At 63.8% G+C, this 16,869-nt stretch carries 13 protein-coding genes; 5 read left to right on the plus strand and 8 right to left on the minus strand.

Going from position 1 to position 16,869, the window contains the following annotated elements:
* The first annotated feature begins 17 nt into the window (after window positions 1–17).
* Window positions 18–1,253, plus strand: coding sequence for an SfnB family sulfur acquisition oxidoreductase (locus QQL85_RS02580; protein ID WP_284355057.1), 1,236 nt, complete (start codon window positions 18–20; stop codon window positions 1,251–1,253).
* Window positions 1,254–1,263: 10 nt separating this feature from the next.
* Complete coding sequence (locus tag QQL85_RS02585) at window positions 1,264–1,641, plus strand: hypothetical protein (RefSeq protein WP_284355058.1); 378 nt, start codon at window positions 1,264–1,266, stop codon at window positions 1,639–1,641.
* A 44-nt stretch (window positions 1,642–1,685) separates the two neighbouring features.
* Here QQL85_RS02585 and QQL85_RS02590 read toward each other — a convergent pair whose 3' ends face one another.
* Window positions 1,686–2,927, minus strand: coding sequence for an acyl-CoA dehydrogenase family protein (locus tag QQL85_RS02590; protein ID WP_284355059.1), 1,242 nt, complete (start codon window positions 2,925–2,927; stop codon window positions 1,686–1,688).
* A gap of 283 nt (window positions 2,928–3,210) precedes the next feature.
* Here QQL85_RS02590 and QQL85_RS02595 point away from each other — a divergent pair, with 283 nt between their 5' ends.
* Together QQL85_RS02595 and QQL85_RS02600 are read left to right on the plus strand one after the other, a co-directional pair.
* On the plus strand, window positions 3,211–4,311 hold the full coding sequence (locus QQL85_RS02595) for an efflux RND transporter periplasmic adaptor subunit (protein ID WP_284355060.1): 1,101 nt from the start codon (window positions 3,211–3,213) through the stop codon (window positions 4,309–4,311).
* 6 nt (window positions 4,312–4,317) lie between these two features.
* Complete coding sequence (locus QQL85_RS02600; RefSeq protein ID WP_284355061.1) at window positions 4,318–7,383, plus strand: efflux RND transporter permease subunit; 3,066 nt, start codon at window positions 4,318–4,320, stop codon at window positions 7,381–7,383.
* Window positions 7,384–7,519: 136 nt separating this feature from the next.
* Here the strand turns inward: QQL85_RS02600 and QQL85_RS02605 are convergent, their stop codons facing one another.
* From QQL85_RS02605 to plsB, 3 genes are all read right to left on the minus strand, one after another.
* Window positions 7,520–8,209, minus strand: a complete 690-nt coding sequence (locus QQL85_RS02605; protein ID WP_012270813.1) for a DUF4197 domain-containing protein — start codon at window positions 8,207–8,209, stop codon at window positions 7,520–7,522.
* Between the two features lie 33 nt (window positions 8,210–8,242).
* Window positions 8,243–8,641: a YbaY family lipoprotein gene (locus tag QQL85_RS02610; RefSeq protein WP_284355062.1), complete on the minus strand. Its 399-nt coding sequence runs from the start codon at window positions 8,639–8,641 to the stop codon at window positions 8,243–8,245.
* Between the two features lie 77 nt (window positions 8,642–8,718).
* Window positions 8,719–11,205, minus strand: coding sequence for a glycerol-3-phosphate 1-O-acyltransferase PlsB (gene plsB / locus QQL85_RS02615; protein ID WP_284355063.1), 2,487 nt, complete (start codon window positions 11,203–11,205; stop codon window positions 8,719–8,721).
* A gap of 233 nt (window positions 11,206–11,438) precedes the next feature.
* Between plsB and QQL85_RS02620 the strand changes: the two genes are divergently transcribed.
* On the plus strand, window positions 11,439–11,648 hold the full coding sequence (locus tag QQL85_RS02620) for a cold-shock protein (RefSeq protein WP_284355064.1): 210 nt from the start codon (window positions 11,439–11,441) through the stop codon (window positions 11,646–11,648).
* A 64-nt stretch (window positions 11,649–11,712) separates the two neighbouring features.
* On the opposite strand, the gene QQL85_RS02625 is transcribed toward QQL85_RS02620, so the two are convergent.
* From QQL85_RS02625 to QQL85_RS02640, 4 genes are all read right to left on the minus strand, one after another.
* Entirely contained in the window at window positions 11,713–12,090 is a 378-nt protein-coding gene (locus QQL85_RS02625; protein WP_284355065.1) for a hypothetical protein, read from the minus strand.
* A 17-nt stretch (window positions 12,091–12,107) separates the two neighbouring features.
* Complete coding sequence (locus QQL85_RS02630; protein WP_284355066.1) at window positions 12,108–12,920, minus strand: putative RNA methyltransferase; 813 nt, start codon at window positions 12,918–12,920, stop codon at window positions 12,108–12,110.
* Window positions 12,920–14,071 (minus strand): succinyl-diaminopimelate desuccinylase, encoded by a 1,152-nt coding sequence (dapE, locus tag QQL85_RS02635; RefSeq protein WP_284355067.1) that lies wholly within the window; start codon window positions 14,069–14,071, stop codon window positions 12,920–12,922. Before dapE ends, QQL85_RS02630 begins: the two co-directional genes overlap by 1 nt.
* Window positions 14,072–14,168: 97 nt before the next feature.
* Window positions 14,169–16,760, minus strand: coding sequence for a glycosyltransferase (locus QQL85_RS02640; RefSeq protein WP_284355068.1), 2,592 nt, complete (start codon window positions 16,758–16,760; stop codon window positions 14,169–14,171).
* Window positions 16,761–16,869 lie beyond the last annotated feature (109 nt).

The raw sequence follows: 16,869 nt of genomic DNA on the forward strand, positions 1-16,869 counted from the left end.
TACGCATGGAGCAGCACATGACGACCCTTTCACCCGTATCCAGCCTGCCTGCGCAGGCCCGTTCGGCGCCACGGCGCGCCGCCCATGTCATCCGCAGCGACGCCGAGGCCATCGAAGTCGCGCAGCGCCTGGCCGAGGAATTTGCCCAGGAGGCCGCCTTGCGCGACCGTGAGCGGCGCTTGCCGTGGGATGAACTTGACCGCTTTTCCGACAGCGGCCTTTGGGCAATCACCGTGCCCAAGGCGTACGGCGGCGCAGGCGTGTCCTACGCCACGCTCAGCGAAGTGATTGCGACCATCTCGGCGGCCGATTCCTCCCTAGGCCAACTGCCGCAAAACCACTTTGGCGTACTCAGCAACCTGCGCCTGACCGGCAGTGAAACGCAGAAGCGCGCCTACTTCGCCAAGGTGCTGCAGGGCTACCGCTTCGGTAATGCCTTTTCCGAATCGCGCGGCCAGTATGTGACCACCTTCCAGACGCAAATCCGCTTCGAGGGCGGCAGCGCCGTGATCGACGGTGAGAAGGCCTACTGTACCGGGGCCTTGTTTGCCCACATCGTTCCCGTTGCTGGCGTCGATGAACAAGGGCGGCCACATATTGCCTTTGTGCCTCGCGATGCGGCGGGCCTGACCGTGATCGACAGCTGGGACGGTTTTGGTCAGCGCATCACCGCCAGTGGCCAGGTGCGCCTCGAAGGCGTGCGGGTTCCCGCGGACGATGTGATACCCGCCTGGAAGGCCTACGACCAGCCCACGGCTGATGGCCCGATCTCGCAGATCATCCAGGCCGCGGTGGACACCGGTATCGCCCGTGGCGCTTTCGCTGCGACCTTGCAGGTGGCCCGCCAGGCACGCCCGTGGGCTGACAGCGGCCTGCAGCATGGCTGGCAGGACCCCTTGAGCCAGTCGCTGATCGGTGAACTGGCCTGGCGCCTGCAGGCCGCCGAAGCCATCCTGCGCCGTGCGGCGCAGGCCGTGGACCTGGCAGTTGCCCAGCCTGACGAGGAGCATGTAGCGCAGGCTTCGGTGGTCGTCGGCCAGGCCAAGGTGCTGTCCACCGCCATTTCGCTTGAGGCCTCCAGCCGCCTCTTGGAGCTGGGGGGCACGCGCAGTGTGTCGGCCAGTCAGGGGCTGGATCGCTTCTGGCGCAATGCGCGTACCCACACCCTGCACGACCCGGTGCGCTGGAAGTACCACCTGGTCGGCAATCAACTGCTCAACGGCATCAAGCCGCAACGTCACGCTTGGAACTAAGGAGGCGCACATGTCCAATACCCATTCCCACGGCCGGAACGACCTGGCACACGCCCGCCAGGTCGAGGCGGCATTGCTTGAATACCTGCGTGGACACAGTGCCCGTCACGAAACCCTGGTGATTGCCACGGTGGGTGAAGTGCGCATCGCCATTGATGCTGCCGATGCATTGCTGGAGCGGGTCGATGATTCGCAGGCGTCGGCGATTGCGTTTCGCTTGGCGGCTGCTGAGGGTGCTCGGCTTGCTGGCGAGGCGTATTTCGAGTTGGCCGGTCGCCGCTTGGCGCGGCCTGAGGTGAGCGGTGGTGAGCCTGTGCTGGCGACCCAGCGGCGGTTGCTGGGGGATCACTACCTCAATGGTGCGGCGTTGGCCGACGGCTTGGGCTAGCTGCTGATAGTGCCGGGGCTGCGCAGCAGCCCCAATGCGGTTATTCAGGATTGCTTGGCACCCCCACCAATCTGCCACACATACGGCGGTTCAGTACCGTTCACATGCCAGTCGCCAATGATCCGCTCCTTGTAGATCACCGGGTTGTGCGAGGCCGCCGTGCGGGCGTTGCGCCAGTGGCGGTCGAGTTGGCGGCTGGTGCTGGTGGTTGAGGCACCCAAGGCATTGAACAGGTCGCTGGTGGCGCGCAGCACCAGGTCGATGGCCGCCACCTGGGCCTGGGCCGACTCCAGTTCGGCCAGCACATTGGCCTGCTGCTCAGCACCCGGGTCATTGGCAAAGCGTGCCAGGTAAGCCTGTTGGCTGGCCTCGGCGGCGCGCAGGGTCGCGGCTTCTGCGGCATACACCTGGCCCGAGGCCTTGCCGATCACTTGCAGCACTTGTGGGTCTTCGCTGACTGCCGCGCCATTACCATGACTGAACACTCGGGTGCGCTTGCGGGTCTCGTGGCTGAAATCCCGCACGGCGGCACGCCCGGAACCGGTGATCACCGCCAGCAGCACCAATTGGTAGAACGCGGTCTGGTATTTGAAGCGGGTGGCGAAGTCGATGATGTTCTCTTCCTCGACCACGGCATTTTCGAACACCGAGGTACCGCTGCCAGTGGTGCGTTGGCCAAAGCCATCCCAATCGTCGCTTTGGCGAATGCCGGGCTGTTGGGTGCGGATGGCGGCGATCACGTCGGCCCCGTTGTCGTCGCGGCGGGCGAACAGGTCGATCCAGTCGGAGAACAGGCTGCCAGTGCTGTAGTACTTGGTGCCGTTGACCACCCACTGCTCACCCTGGCGCGAAACGCGTGTGATGACATCGCCAATCTTCACCGCGCCGATCTCGGTCCAGGCGCAGCCCACCAGGTCGCCCGCAACGAAGCGTTTGAACCACACAGCCTGCGGTGCACTGGCATGGGCGTTGAGGCGGTCTTCGACGAAGGCGAAATGGCCGCGCAGGGCTTGCGGCACATTGGAGTCGGCTTCGGCCAGTTCGATCAGCAACTGGAACAACTGCGGCAAGGACGCGCCGCCACCGCCATGCTTGACCGGTACGCGCACGGCGCCAAAGCCGGCTTCCTTCAGCCATTGAATGGGTTCATGGGGCAAGGTGCGGTTGCGTTCGCGTTCCACGCTGCTTTCGGCAATACGGGTGAAGATGGGCCGGAAACGTGCGGCGAGCGTTGCGTAGTCGGTGCCGTTGGCGGGGGTGGGAAGGTGTTGTTCGAGCGCGGTCATCGGAATACTCCAGGTACATGAAGGAGGGGGTAAGTACCGGTGATTGCACAGGTCGTGCCGGGCGGTGGAAGGCCCGTAGGGCGGGGCTTGCGATGTGTTTTCGGGGGCTCGGGCTGTGGCGGGGCGGGGCAAGTTGTTGATTGGCTGTGGGCTGGTCAACACCTGAGGCTCGTTGGAAAACCGCCTGGATTTCTTTGTAAAGCTGGCTTCCCGGCATCGGTTGGCTGATTTAATATACTTGCCAGTATAAATATTCGATGTGCACCTCGCGAAAGGATTCATCATGTTGCGCCATGCCTTGTCCATCGCTCTGCCCGCTGTTGCCGTGCTGTTACTGGCGGCGTGCGGCCAGGAAGCCACCCCACCTGCAGCGCCGCGCCCGGCGTTGGTGGTGCAGCCGCAGCCGGCCGAAGCCGCTGCCGACAGTTACCCTGGCGAAGTGCGTGCGCGCTTCGAGCCGGAGCTGGCCTTCCGCATTGGCGGCAAGGTCAGCAAGCGCCTGGTCGAGGAGGGGCAGCGGGTCAAGGCCGACCAGCCGCTGGCCGAGCTGGACCCACAAGACGTGCGCCTGCAACTGGAAGCCAACCGCGCCCAGATGGCGGCTGCCGAGGCCAACCTGGCGCTGGTGCGCGCCGAACGTGATCGCTACCAGAAGCTGCTCGACCGGCAGATGGTCAGTCATTCCCAGTTCGACAATGCCGAAAACCTCTACCGCGCCGGCCTTGCGCGCCTGAAACAGGCCAAGGCCGAGTTCGATGTGGCGGGTAACCAGGCCGAATATGCCGTGCTGCGCGCGCCGCAGGCCGGGGTGGTCGCCAAGCGTCAGGTTGAAGTGGGCCAGGTGGTAGCCGCCGGGCAAACCGTGTTCACCCTGGCCGCCGATGGCGAGCGCGAAGTGGTCATCGGCTTGCCGGAGCAGCAGTTCGCCCGCTTTGCCGTGGGCCAACCGGTGAGTGTGGAGTTGTGGTCACACCCGCAAGAACGCTTCCAAGGGCGTATTCGCGAGCTGTCACCGGCCGCGGACCCACGCTCGCGTACCTTCGCTGCGCGCATCGCCTTTACCTCGGCCGCCGCGCCAGCCGAGCTGGGCCAGAGCGCCCGTGTGTTCATTGCCCATGAGGGGCTGATTCCGCTGTCGGTGCCGCTGTCGGCGGTTACCGCAGAGAATGGTCAGGCTTATGTATGGCGGGTCAACAAGGACAGTCATCTGGAGCGGACAGCGGTGCGCCTGGGCGCGTATGGCAGCGACAGTGTGCCAGTGCTCGAAGGCCTCGCCCCGGGCGACTGGGTAGTCGCCGCCGGTGGCCATGTACTTCGCGAGGGCCAGGAAGTCCGCCCCGTGGACCGCAGCAACCGTGTAGTGAAGCTGACGGCCAAGGAGTAAGTCCCGATGGGTTTCAACCTTTCTGCCTGGGCGCTGCGCAACCGCCAGATCGTCCTGTTCCTGATGATTCTGCTGGCGGCCATTGGCGCCATGTCCTACACCAAGTTGGGCCAGAGTGAAGACCCGCCATTCACCTTCAAGGCCATGGTCATCCGTACCCTGTGGCCTGGCGCCAGTGCCGAGGAAGTGTCGCGTCAGGTCACCGAACGCATCGAGAAGAAGCTCATGGAAACCGGCGAGTACGAGAAGATCGTCTCGTTCTCCCGCCCGGGCGAATCGCAGGTCACCTTCATGGCCCGCGACTCGCTGCACTCCAAGGACATTCCCGAGCTGTGGTACCAGATCCGCAAGAAGGTCGCGGACATTCGCCACACCTTGCCGCCGGAAATCCAGGGCCCGTTCTTCAACGACGAGTTCGGTACCACCTTCGGCAACATCTATGCACTGACCGGTAAAGGCTTCGATTACGCGGTGCTCAAGGACTACGCCGACCGTATCCAGATCCAGCTGCAGCGGGTCAAGGATGTGGGCAAGGTCGAGCTGGTCGGTCTGCAGGACGAAAAAATCTGGATTGAGCTGTCCAACCTGAAGCTGGCTACGCTCGGGGTGCCGTTGCAGGCTGTGCAACAGGCCCTGCAGGAGCAGAACGCGGTCAGCACCGCCGGCTTCTTCGAAACACCCAGTGAGCGCCTGCAGCTGCGGGTGAGCGGGCGCTTCGATAGCGTCGAGCAGATTCGCCAGTTCCCCATTCGTGTGGGTGACCGCACCTTCCGCATCGGCGATGTGGCCGAGGTGCACCGTGGCTTCAATGACCCGCCCGCGCCGCGTATGCGCTTCATGGGCGAGGATGCCATTGGCCTGGCCGTGTCGATGAAGGACGGCGGGGACATTCTGGTGCTGGGCAAGGCCTTGGAAGGCGAGTTCGAGCGCGCGGCGCGTAACCTGCCAGCCGGCATGGAACTGCGCAAGGTGTCGGACCAGCCGGCAGCGGTGAAAGCCGGTGTGGGCGAGTTCGTGCAGGTGCTGGTCGAGGCGCTGGTCATCGTGCTGCTGGTGAGCTTCTTCTCGCTGGGTCTGCGCACCGGCCTGGTGGTGGCGCTGGCCATCCCGCTGGTGCTGGCCATGACCTTCGCCGCCATGCATTACTTCGGCATCGGCCTGCACAAGATCTCCCTCGGCGCGCTGGTGCTGGCGCTGGGCTTGCTGGTGGACGACGCGATCATTGCCGTGGAGATGATGGCGATCAAGATGGAGCAGGGCTACGACCGCCTCAAGGCGGCCAGCTATGCCTGGAGCAGCACTGCCTTCCCGATGCTCACCGGTACCCTGATTACCGCGGCGGGTTTCCTGCCCATTGCCACGGCTGCCTCCAGCACCGGCGAATACACCCGCTCGATCTTCCAGGTGGTGACCATCGCGCTACTCACCTCATGGGTGGCGGCCGTGGTGTTCGTGCCTTACCTGGGCGAGCGCCTGCTGCCGGACTTGGCCAAGCTGCATGCCGCACGTCACGGCAAGGATGGCCACGCGCCAGACCCTTATGCCACGCCGTTCTACCAGCGTGTGCGGCGTGTGGTGGAGTGGTGCGTGCGGCGCCGCAAGACGGTGATTCTGCTGACCATCGCCGCCTTTGTCGGCAGCATCCTGTTGTTCCGCTTCGTGCCCCAGCAGTTCTTCCCGGCCTCCGGGCGCCCGGAGCTGATGGTTGACCTGAAGCTGGCCGAAGGCGCCTCGCTGGCCAATACCGCCGAGCGGGTCAAGCAATTGGAGGCATTGCTCAAGCAGCAGGACGGCATCGACAACTATGTGGCCTATGTGGGCACCGGTTCGCCGCGCTTCTACCTGCCGCTGGACCAGCAACTGCCGGCCGCCAGCTTTGCCCAGTTCGTGGTGCTGGCCAAGTCGATGGAAGACCGCGAGCGTCTGCGCAGTTGGCTGATCAGCACCGTGGACCAGCAATTCCCCGACCTGCGCGCGCGGGTGACGCGTCTGGAAAACGGCCCGCCCGTGGGTTACCCCGTGCAGTTCCGGGTTACCGGCGAGCACATCGAGAAGGCCCGTGCGCTGGCGCGTGAAGTGGCCGACAAGGTGCGTGAGAACCCGCATGTGGTCAACGTGCACCTGGACTGGGAAGAGCCGAGCAAGGCGGTGTTTCTGGAGATCGACCAGGACCGCGCCCGCGCCCTGGGCGTGAGCACCGCGCACTTGTCCAGCTTCCTGCAAAGCTCGCTGACCGGCACCACGGTCAGCCAGTACCGCGAGGACAACGAGCTGATCGAGATCCTGCTGCGCGGCACCCAGCAGGAGCGCGGCGAGCTGGGTAACCTCGGCAGCCTGGCGCTGCCCACCGACAATGGCCAGAGCGTGGCGCTGTCACAGGTAGCCACCCTGGAATACGGCTTCGAGGAAGGCATCATCTGGCACCGCAACCGCTTGCCGACGGTGACCGTGCGCGCCGATATCTACGACAAGGAGCAACCGGCCACGCTGGTGAAGCAGATCGAGCCTACCCTGCGTGACATCCGCGCCAAGCTGCCGGATGGCTACCTGCTGGAGGTCGGCGGTACGGTAGAGGACTCCGAGCGCGGTCAGAAATCGGTCAACGCGGGCATGCCGCTGTTCGTGGTGGTGGTGCTGAGCTTGCTGATGATCCAGCTGCGCAGCTTCTCGCGTACGGTGATGGTATTCCTCACCGCGCCGCTGGGGCTGATTGGCGTGACCCTGTTCCTGCTGGTGTTCCGCCAGCCGTTCGGTTTTGTCGCCATGCTCGGGACCATTGCCCTGGCTGGGATGATCATGCGCAACTCGGTGATCCTGGTGGACCAGATCGAGCAGGACATCGCGGCGGGCATGGAGCGCTGGCAGGCGATCATCGAAGCCACGGTGCGGCGCTTCCGTCCGATCGTGCTGACCGCCCTGGCGGCGGTGCTGGCGATGATTCCGTTGTCACGCAGTGTGTTCTACGGGCCGATGGCGGTGGCGATCATGGGCGGGTTGATCGTGGCCACGGCGTTGACCCTGTTGTTCCTGCCAGCGTTGTATGCGGCGTGGTTCAGGGTCAGGAAGGACTGAAGACTGCAGGGGAGGGCTTTGCCCTCCCTTCGCCGGCAAGCCAGCTCCCACAGGTGCTGCACATGGCTTAAGGTCAATGCAATCGAGGTGGGAGCTGGCTTGCCGGCGATGGGCTGCAAAGCAGCCCCCGGGGCTGTCACAGGGCGCCGAAGACCTTCTTGGCCAGGCTGGTAGCGGCCTGCGCCGGGTTCTGGCGAATGCTCTGCTCCTGCTTGCCAATCATCTCGAACAGGCCATCCAGCGCCTTCTCGGTCACATAGTTCTCGATGCTGGCGCTCTTGGCATCCACCACGCCCAAGGCCACGGCCTGCCCGGCAAAGTTGTTGTACTGCTGGGCCAGGCCAACCTTGTCGGTAGCCTGCTTGACGATTGGCAGGAACTTGGCGCGGATCTGCTCGCGGCTGCTTTTGTTCAGGTACTGGGTGGCCGAGTCGTCACCGCCGCTGAGGATGCCTTTGGCATCGGTCACGCTCATGTTCTTCACGGCATCGACCAGAATCGCCTGCGCCTGCGGCACAGCTGCTTCAGCGGCTTTGTTCATGCTGGCTTCCAGGGCGTCGACCTGTTCACCCTTGCCGAACATTTTCATCGCCTTGGCGGCTTTGCCCAAATTGCCCGGCAATTCGATGCGCACGTCCGGGTTGTTGCTGAAACCGCCCGGGGTGCTCAGTTGTTTGACGGCCAGTTGCGCGCCTTGGGTCAGGGTATCTTTCAGGCCGCCAGTGGCGTCTTTCTGGCTCAGGTCGCCCAGCGACAGGGCCAGGGCGCTGGCAGACAACAGCAGGCCGGCGCACAGGGTGGTGAAACGCAGGGAAGTGCGGATCATGGAGCTTTCCTTGTAAACAGATAAATACGGGTGTCAGCGAACCGGGTCGACCTTGATGCGTACCGATTGCGGGTCACTGCCGTCGAGCATGACACCATGGTGTTCGGTGTTGATGAACAGCAGCTTGCCATCCAGTTCGATGCGCGCGCTTACCGAATAGCGGTGGCCAGGTTTGACCTGGGCCGGGTCGTAGGTGAGGTGAAACGGCAAGGGCACGTTGCCTTTGACCGGGCCGGCCTGGCGGGCCAGGGTCACGGCGGGGGCGTCCATCAGCGAAACATCCTGCAACTCCACGCTCAAGGTAGCAGCAGGCGGCAGGGCAATACGCTGCAGGTAGAAGACTTCACCGTCCAGGCTGGCCTGGGTGGATGGGGTTTGGCTGGAACAGGCTGCGAGCAGGGATGCGCAACACAGCATAAAGAGCTTTTTCATGGAATCTCCGGGGGTCCTTGGAGCTGGCTTGTGGCCAACCCCAGGGACTTTAGCGGATTTTCCCGGCTGATGAAGCGTTAGAGGGTCGAAGTTTCCAGGCCATCGTCGCGGTGCAGGGCCACCTGGCGGATCGACAGGCGCAGCTCGGCCGACAGCACACGTTTGGCCACGCCTTCGGCCAGTTCGCCTAGCTTGTCGTGATAACCCAGTTTGCCTTGCGTATCGGTGTGCAGCACGCCTTGCTGGAGCAGGGTCTGGATGAAGTGACGGAACAGGGTCTTGTCGAAGAACTCCGGGGCGTTCAGGCCATGCAGGATCGACAGGCGCTGGGCCATCATCACGCACAGGTCTTCCAGCGCTTCGGCGCTGAGGCTGTTCTGCCCGCTGTTGAGCAGCAGCGAAGTGGCCATGTAGAAGCGCTGCAGGGTTTGGGTGATGGTGCGGGCGAGCAGGGTCAGCAACACGAACTGACGCGAGCTGGGCGCGGGGCGGACGTACAGGTCGTTGTCCTGACGCAGCAGGCCTTGTTCAACCAGCGCGGCCAGCCACTGGTCGATTACTTCGTCCAACTGCTCTGGCGTCCAGCGCAGGAACAGTTCGGCCTGCAGGTACGGGTACAACGCGTGCACATACTGGCCCAGCAGCTCGCGGCTCATGCGCGAGTTGCTGAGGAAGAAGCTGGCCAGCAGCGCCGGCAGGGCAAAGATGTGCAGCACGTTGTTGCGGTAATAGGTCATCAGGACCGCGTTGCCTTCATCCAGGTACAGGATGCGGCCCAGGGCGTCCTTCTGCTCGGCCACCAGGTTCATGCTGCGCACATGTTCGATCAGTGCCTGACCGTCGCCGTCGGGCAGGGTGGTGTGCGGCGAGTAGGGCACTTGGCGCAGCAGGGCCAGGTACAGGTCCAGTACGCGGGTCAAAGCGCGTTCGTCCAGGGCCAGGCGGCTGGTGGACAGCAGCGCCAGGGCCACCAGGTTGACCGGGTTGATCGCAGCTGCTTCGTTGAGGTGGCGGGCCACGGTTTCGCCCAGGCGGGTGGTGGTGGCGTTGAGCCAGTCAGGGCGGTACTGTGGGCCATGATCCTGTTCACGCCAGCCGGGCTGCTGCTGGTCGAGGAAACCGGCCAGGCGGATGGGTTCGCCGAAGTTGACGTAGACCTGGCCAAAACGCTGCTTGAGCGCGCCAAACACCTTGAAGATGTCGAACACCGACTCTTTCTTCTTGCTGGCACCGCGCAGTTCGCCCAGGTAGGTGCGGCCTTCGAGCACGCGCTCGTAGCCGATATACACCGGCACGAACACGATCGGCGTACGCGACGAGCGCAGAAAACTGCGCAGGGTGATGGCCAGCATTCCGGTACGTGGTTGCAGCATCCGCCCGGTGCGCGAACGGCCGCCTTCGACGAAGTACTCGACCGGGAAGCCTTTGGTGTAAAGGGTATGCAGGTACTCGTTGAACACGGCGGTGTACAGCGGGTTGCCCTTGAACGTGCGGCGCATGAAGAAGGCGCCGCCACGGCGCAGCAGGTTGCCGACTACCGGCATGTTGAGGTTGATCCCTGCGGCCACATGCGGCGGGGTGAGGCCGTTGCGGAACAGCAAGTACGACAGCAGCAGGTAGTCGATGTGGCTGCGGTGGCACGGCACATAGATCACTTCGTGGCCGGGGGCGATGCCCTGAACCTGTTCGATATGGTTGACCTTGATGCCGTCGTAGATTTTGTTCCAGAACCAGCTCAGCACCACTTCGAGAAAACGGATGACCGTGTAGGTGTAGTCCGAAGCGATCTCGTTGCCGTAGCGCAGAGCCTGGGCTTCGGCCTTGGCCAGCGGCAGGTTCTCGCGCTGAGCCTCGTCGATGATCGCCTGGCGTACTTGTGGGGCGTGCACCAGGCCTTTGACCAGGTTGCGTCGGTGCGAGATGTCCGGGCCGATAACGGCTGTCTTGAGGTTGCGAAAGTGCACGCGCATCAGGCGCTGGGCCATGCGCACGGTGCGCTCGTGCCCCTTGTTGTGCTGCACCAGTTCGCGCAAGTGGATCGGCGCGGAGAACTGCACCCGGGTCTTGCGCCCCAGGATCAGTACGGTCAGCAGCCGGCGCAGGCGCCCGGTAACGGCCCAGCTGTCGGCGAACAGCAACTTCCACGGGCTGGACTCACTGGCTGGAGTCTGGCCCCAGAACACGCTGACTGGAATGATCTGCGCGTCTTCCTCGGCATGCTGGGTGACGGCAGCGACCAAGCGTTCAAGCGTTGGCGGGGCGCCGCGTTTGTCCTGTCGACCAAGCCAGTCCGGGTCGGGGGTCAGGTAGAAGAACCCTGCTGGCTCCTGCAGTGGACCGACGGCTACCGGCAGCACCGGGCGCGGCAGCCCCGCCTTGGTGCACTCGTGGTCGAGCACGGCCAGGTCGGTGAGCGCGGGCGAGGGCAGCGCATAGAACACCGGCCGGCTGCGGTCAAGGTTGAGGGTCATGGACGACTGGTTGATGGTCTCGGAGCGCACCCACAGGTACAACAGGCGACGCAGGCCGCCGAAGATCAGGCGGTGCAGGGGGGAACGGGTCATGGGGTGTGTGCCCTGGGTGAGATTTTCAGGTGAGTATCCAGCTAATTAGTCTGCCGTATCGGCGTAAGTTCAGCAAAAATCGGCCAACTGCGGGGCCGTCATCAATTTTTTTTGTTCTGTGTCATATACTCGGCCTGCCACTTGCAGGATATTTCAGCAAGCGGCGTTGGCACGGGGCAGGTGACCTCATGCCTGCAAGGCGATCTTCACAATAAAAATCCGGAGTAGTTCAGATGTCGTCTCGTGAGACTGGGAATGTAAAGTGGTTCAACGATGCCAAGGGTTATGGCTTCATTCAGCGCGAAGGTGGTGCGGATGTCTTCGTCCACTATCGGGCGATCCGCGGTGAGGGGCATCGTAGCCTGGTCGAAGGGCAGCGGGTGGAGTACGTCTGCGTGCAGGGCCAGAAAGGCCTTCAAGCCGAGGACGTAGTGGGCCTCTGAGCCTCATGCGGTAGGCCTCAAGCTGCAAGTTGACCGTGTAACTTGCAGCCTGAAGCAACCTGTTTCAGCTGGTGCGCCAGGTGATTTCCTCTTCACCATCGGCGCTGATGCGGACCCAGCGGTCGGCATCTTCTTCCCCGTCTTCCTCAACCCAGCCACCCGGCGCGCAGCGCACTTCCACACCCAGTGCGGCGAACGCGGCGCGGGCGCAGGCGATATCATCGGCCCACGGCGTCTGGTCGCTCTCCAGGTACAGGCTGTTCCATTTCCCTACAGCTTTGGGTAACCATGTGACCGGAATGTTACCGGCCTTGCATTTGAACGTATGGCCTTTCTGTGTCCATTCGTTGCACGGGCCGATTGCCTGGGTGAGCCACTCGGCAATCTGCTTGTGGTCGACGTCGGCGTCCTTCAGGTAGATCTCGATATCAGGTTGACGCATAAGGGCTCCGGGTGTGCTCAGTCTTGGCGCACGAAATAGTCATAACGCATGGAAACCGTAACCTCGAACGGCTCGGGCTGGTCGATCACCAACGCACGTTTTTCGGCGCTGGCGCGCCAGCCGTGCGGGGTCATCGCCAGCAGGTCAGCGCGGGCCTTTGGGGCGGCCAGGCTCAAGCGGAACGCCAGGGTTTCGCTGTGGGCATGGGCCATGCCTTCGGGGACCAGGGCCAGGTGCTTGTCGTCGGCGTAAGGGCGTACTTCATCGTAGAGCACTTCGCGCAGTTCCATCAGGTGGCCGCTGGTGGGACCGACGCGCATCAGGCCGCCGCCAGGGCTGAGCAGGCGCTTGGCCTCGGCCCAGTCCAATGGGCTGAATACGCTGGCGATGAACTGGCAGCTGGCGTCGGCCAACGGCACGCGGGCCATGCTGGCGACCATCCAGGTGACCTCTGGTGCGCGGCGGCAGGCACGCTTGACCGCCTCGCGGGAGATGTCCAGCGCGTAACCCTCGGCGGCCGGTAAGGCCTGGGCGATTTGCGCGGTGTAGTAACCCTCGCCACAGCCGATGTCCAGCCAGGCACCGGGCTGACGTTCGGCGGCAAGCTCGGCCAGGCGACGGGCCACCGGGGCATAGTGGCCGGCGTCGAGAAAGTCGCGGCGGGCCTCGACCATGGCCTGGTTATCACCCGGGTCACGGCTGTTCTTGTGCTGCACCGGCAGCAGGTTCAGGTAACCCTGGCGGGCGCGGTCGAAGCGGTGGCCGGCTGGGCACACCACACCGTTGTCGAGCCGGCTCAGCGGCGCCTGGCAAAGAGGGCAGGCGAGCATCAGGCGAGCAACCGGACCAGGGTCTGGTAGTAGATTTCGGTCAGCAGGTCGAGGTCGCTGGCCAAAATCCGCTCGTCCACCTGGTGAATGGTGGCGTTGACCGGGCCCAGCTCGACCACCTGCGTACCCATGGTGGCGATGAAGCGGCCATCGGAAGTGCCACCGCTGGTGGACGGCTGGGTGTCGCGGCCGGTGACGCCCTTGATGCTGTGCGCCACGGCGTCGAGCAGTTCGCCCGGTTCGGTGAGGAATGGCAGGCCAGACAGCGCCCAGTCGATCGACCAGTCCAGTTCATGCTTGTCGAGAATCGCCGAGACGCGCGCCTGCAGGCCTTCGACGGTGGACTCGGTAGAGAAGCGGAAGTTGAACAGGGCGGTCAGCTCGCCCGGCACCACGTTGGTGGCGCCGGTGCCGGAATTGAGGTTGGAGATCTGGAAGCTGGTTGGCGGGAAGAATGCGTTGCCTTCGTCCCAGTGCTCGGCTGCCAGCTCCGCCAACGCCGGGGCGGCCAGGTGGATCGGGTTGCGCGCCAGGTGCGGGTAGGCCACGTGGCCTTGCTTGCCGCGCACGGTCAGTTTGGCACCCAGCGAACCGCGACGGCCGTTCTTGACCACGTCACCCAGCAGGGTGGTGCTGGAGGGTTCGCCGACGATGCACCAGTCCAGGCGCTCGTTGCGCGCTTTCAGGCGTTCGACCACTGCCTTGGTGCCATGGTGAGCCGGGCCTTCCTCGTCGCTGGTGATCAGGAAGGCAACCTTGCCGCGATGGTTCGGGTAGTCGTGCACGAAGCGCTCGCTGGCGATCACCATGGAGGCCAGGCTGCCTTTCATGTCGGCGGCGCCACGGCCGCAGAGCATGCCGTCAGCGTCGATCAGCGCTTCGAACGGTTCATGCTGCCATTGCTGCACCGGGCCGGTGGGCACCACGTCGGTGTGGCCGGCAAAGCACAGCACCGGGCCGTCCTGGGTACCGTGGGTGGCCCAGAAGTTGTCGACGTCTTCAATGCGCATCGGCTCCAACTGGAAGCCCACGGCGCCCAGGCGGTTCATCATCTGCGCCTGGCAGTCGGCGTCGACGGGGGTGACCGAGGGGCGACGGATCAGGTCACAGGCCAGTTGAAGGGTAGGCGAGAGCTCGGCAGGGGCCGTCATGGGGGACTCCGGGGCAAGGCAAGGCGGGGAAATCTGAGGGGCGTTATCTTATATCAAACAGAGGGGCCAGTGGGGCCGCGTTGCGGCCCCACACGTCTCAAGCCTGCTGCGGTTCAGCGGCGTTTTTATGTGGCTTGGGCAGCGAAGACAGCAAGGCCATCACCAGTGCCGCTACATACGGCAACGACTGCACCAGCAGCATTGCCACCCAGAAGCGCATATCTGAGCTCGGCAGCCCCTGCACCAGGTAGATGCCCAGCGCAGCGCCCCACAGCAGCAACATGATGAACAGTTCTTCGCGTGCTTCGGAAAGCGCCACCAGCAGCCCATGGCTATCGGCGTTCTTCGGTGTGCGGAAGAACGGCATGCTGCTGGTGAAGAAGCCGTACAGCACCGCCTTGGCAATGGTGTGCGACAGCGCCAGGCCGGCCAGCGCTGCGGCGAAGGCGTCCTTCAGATTAACCCCCACCGCACGGCGATACAGGAAGATGATCTTGCCGACCTTGAAGAAGAACAGCGCCAGCGGCGGGATGGCGAAGATCATCAACGGCGGGTCGACACGGTGCGGCACGATGATCATCGCCGCCGACCACAGCAGCGCGCCGATGGTGAAGAAGATGTTCATGCCATCGGCGACCCACGGCAGCCAGCCGGCCAGGAAGTGATAGCGCTGGCCCCGGGTCAGCTCGCTGCCCTTGCCGCGCAATAGGGCGCTGGCGTGGTGCTTGATGATCTGGATGGCGCCGTAGGCCCAGCGGAAGCGCTGCTTCTTGAAGTCGATGAAGGTGTCGGGCATCAGGCCCTTGCCGTAGCTGTTGTGGGCGTAGGCGGCCGACAGGCCTTTTTCGAACACGCGCAGGCCCAGCTCTGCATCTTCGCAGATGCACCATTCGGCCCAGCCCAGCTCTTCCAGCACCGTGCGCCGGGTCATGGTCATGGTGCCGTGCTGGATGATGGCGTCACGGTCGTTGCGGGTGACCATGCCGATGTGGAAGAAGCCTTTGTACTCGCTGTAGCACAGTTTCTTGAAGGCACTTTCGTGCTGGTCGCGGTAATCCTGCGGCGACTGCACCACGGCAATTTTCGGGTCGGCGAAGTGCGGCACCATGTGCTTGAGCCAGTTGCGGTCGACACAGTAGTCCGAGTCGATCACTGCGATCACTTCAGCATCCTTGGCCGTGTGCGGGAGCAGGTAGTTCAGCGCACCACCCTTGAAACCAGCCAGGGGCGCGACGTGGAAGAACTTGAAGCGCTCGCCGAGCTTTTCGCAGTGGGCCTTCAGCGGCTCCCACACGGCCGGGTCCTTGGTGTTGTTGTCGATCACCAGCACTTCGTAATCGGGGTAGTCCAGTGCGGCCAAGGCATCGAGGGTCTGTTTCACCATCTCGGGTGGCTCGTTGTAGCACGGCACATGCACCGACACCTTGGGCCGGTAGGCGCTGTCGGCCTGCACCGGCAGGAACTCGCGGCGGCGCTTGTGTATCCATACCGCCTCGGCCAGTTCATGGGCCTCGGTCAGCAGCACGATGAACACGCCCAGCGCGCCAAGGGCCAGCAGCACGCCCACGGTCAGGCTGAACCAGGTGCTGTATTGCTGGCTGTAGTCGTAGGCGATCCATACCAGCACCGACCCGCACAGGAAGGTGATGAAGGTGAGGAAGGTGCGGCCGCGCTGGCGCAGGGCCGAACCGTCGATGAACAGCACCATCAGGGCGATCATCGCCAGCACGACCGAGGCCACCGCCAAGGCGCGCCATTGCGGGATCGCCACCACCGGGCCGTCGAAGTTGAACTTCTGTTGGCGCTCGGCGTTGTAGACGCCCCAGTAGGCGCCTACCGAGCCTTCGTCGCTGGCTTTCCACGGCTGGTCATAGGCCTCGATGACGAAGTAGTTGTAGCCACGGCGGTTGAGGGTGTTGACCAGGGTGCGCAGGTAGATGGCCTGGTCGGCCTGGGTAGCATCGGCACCGCCACGCATGCGACCGTTGCTCGGCCAGCCGACTTCCGACAGCAGCAGAGGTTTACGCGGGAACTGGTGCTTCAGCTCGCGGGCGCGGTCCAGCACGAACTCGACCGAATCCTTCATCGGCACGAATTCCCAATAGGGCAGGATGTGCGCGGCAATCAGGTCGACGTGCTTGGCAATCTCCGGGTTTTCCTTCCAGATATGCCATTGCTCACTGGTGGTCACGGGCACTTTCACGGCTGCGCGTACGCGGTCCAGGTACTTGATCAGGTTTTCCGGGGTGACCTCTTCACGGAACAGCGCCTCGTTGCCAACCACTACCCGCACGACGCTGCGCGAGGTGTTGGCCAGCTGGATGGCCGTGGCGATTTCGCGCTCGTTGCGCTCCAGGTCCGGGCTGATCCAGATCCCCAGCGTCACCCGCAGGCCGAATTCTTCGGCCAGGCGCGGGATGTCGGCCTGGGTGCCCTCCACGGTGTAGATACGGATGCTGTCGGTCAGTTTGCTCAACTGCTCCAGGTCCTGGCGCATCTCGTCGTCAGTGGGGTACTGGCCCTTCTGCGGGCTTTCACCCAGGCGGAACGGCGAATACGAAAAGCCAGAGATTTGCTCCGGCCAGGCAGGGGCGGATACCGGGCGGTTGATCAGTGCCCAGAACCCTGTGAACAACGCAGCGATGGCCAGAACCACGACCAGGTTCAGGCCGAATTTACGTGAAGACATTGTCGTCCATTTGTGTCGAAGTGATAGGACATTAAAGCAGGGTTGGCAGTGTCTTTCCTAACGATGCAGGCCATGGGCCGGCTGGCATATAATGCGCGCCGGTTTTTTG

The organism is Pseudomonas putida, assembly GCF_030159595.1.
GTDB lineage: Bacteria > Pseudomonadota > Gammaproteobacteria > Pseudomonadales > Pseudomonadaceae > Aquipseudomonas > Aquipseudomonas putida_AC.

Bases quoted from the DNA above. Each gene is read 5' to 3' on its own strand.
- QQL85_RS02580 (WP_284355057.1), top strand. From the start codon at position 18: ATGACGACCCTTTCACCCGTATCCAGCCTGCCTGCGCAGGCCCGTTCG.
- QQL85_RS02595 (WP_284355060.1), top strand. From the start codon at position 3,211: ATGTTGCGCCATGCCTTGTCCATCGCTCTGCCCGCTGTTGCCGTGCTG.
- QQL85_RS02625 (WP_284355065.1), bottom strand. From the start codon at position 12,090: ATGCGTCAACCTGATATCGAGATCTACCTGAAGGACGCCGACGTCGAC.
- QQL85_RS02610 (WP_284355062.1), bottom strand. From the start codon at position 8,641: ATGAAAAAGCTCTTTATGCTGTGTTGCGCATCCCTGCTCGCAGCCTGT.
- QQL85_RS02640 (WP_284355068.1), bottom strand. From the start codon at position 16,760: ATGTCTTCACGTAAATTCGGCCTGAACCTGGTCGTGGTTCTGGCCATC.
- QQL85_RS02590 (WP_284355059.1), bottom strand. From the start codon at position 2,927: ATGACCGCGCTCGAACAACACCTTCCCACCCCCGCCAACGGCACCGAC.
- QQL85_RS02600 (WP_284355061.1), top strand. From the start codon at position 4,318: ATGGGTTTCAACCTTTCTGCCTGGGCGCTGCGCAACCGCCAGATCGTC.
- QQL85_RS02605 (WP_012270813.1), bottom strand. From the start codon at position 8,209: ATGATCCGCACTTCCCTGCGTTTCACCACCCTGTGCGCCGGCCTGCTG.
- plsB (WP_284355063.1), bottom strand. From the start codon at position 11,205: ATGACCCGTTCCCCCCTGCACCGCCTGATCTTCGGCGGCCTGCGTCGC.
- QQL85_RS02620 (WP_284355064.1), top strand. From the start codon at position 11,439: ATGTCGTCTCGTGAGACTGGGAATGTAAAGTGGTTCAACGATGCCAAG.
- QQL85_RS02585 (WP_284355058.1), top strand. From the start codon at position 1,264: ATGTCCAATACCCATTCCCACGGCCGGAACGACCTGGCACACGCCCGC.
- dapE (WP_284355067.1), bottom strand. From the start codon at position 14,071: ATGACGGCCCCTGCCGAGCTCTCGCCTACCCTTCAACTGGCCTGTGAC.
- QQL85_RS02630 (WP_284355066.1), bottom strand. From the start codon at position 12,920: ATGCTCGCCTGCCCTCTTTGCCAGGCGCCGCTGAGCCGGCTCGACAAC.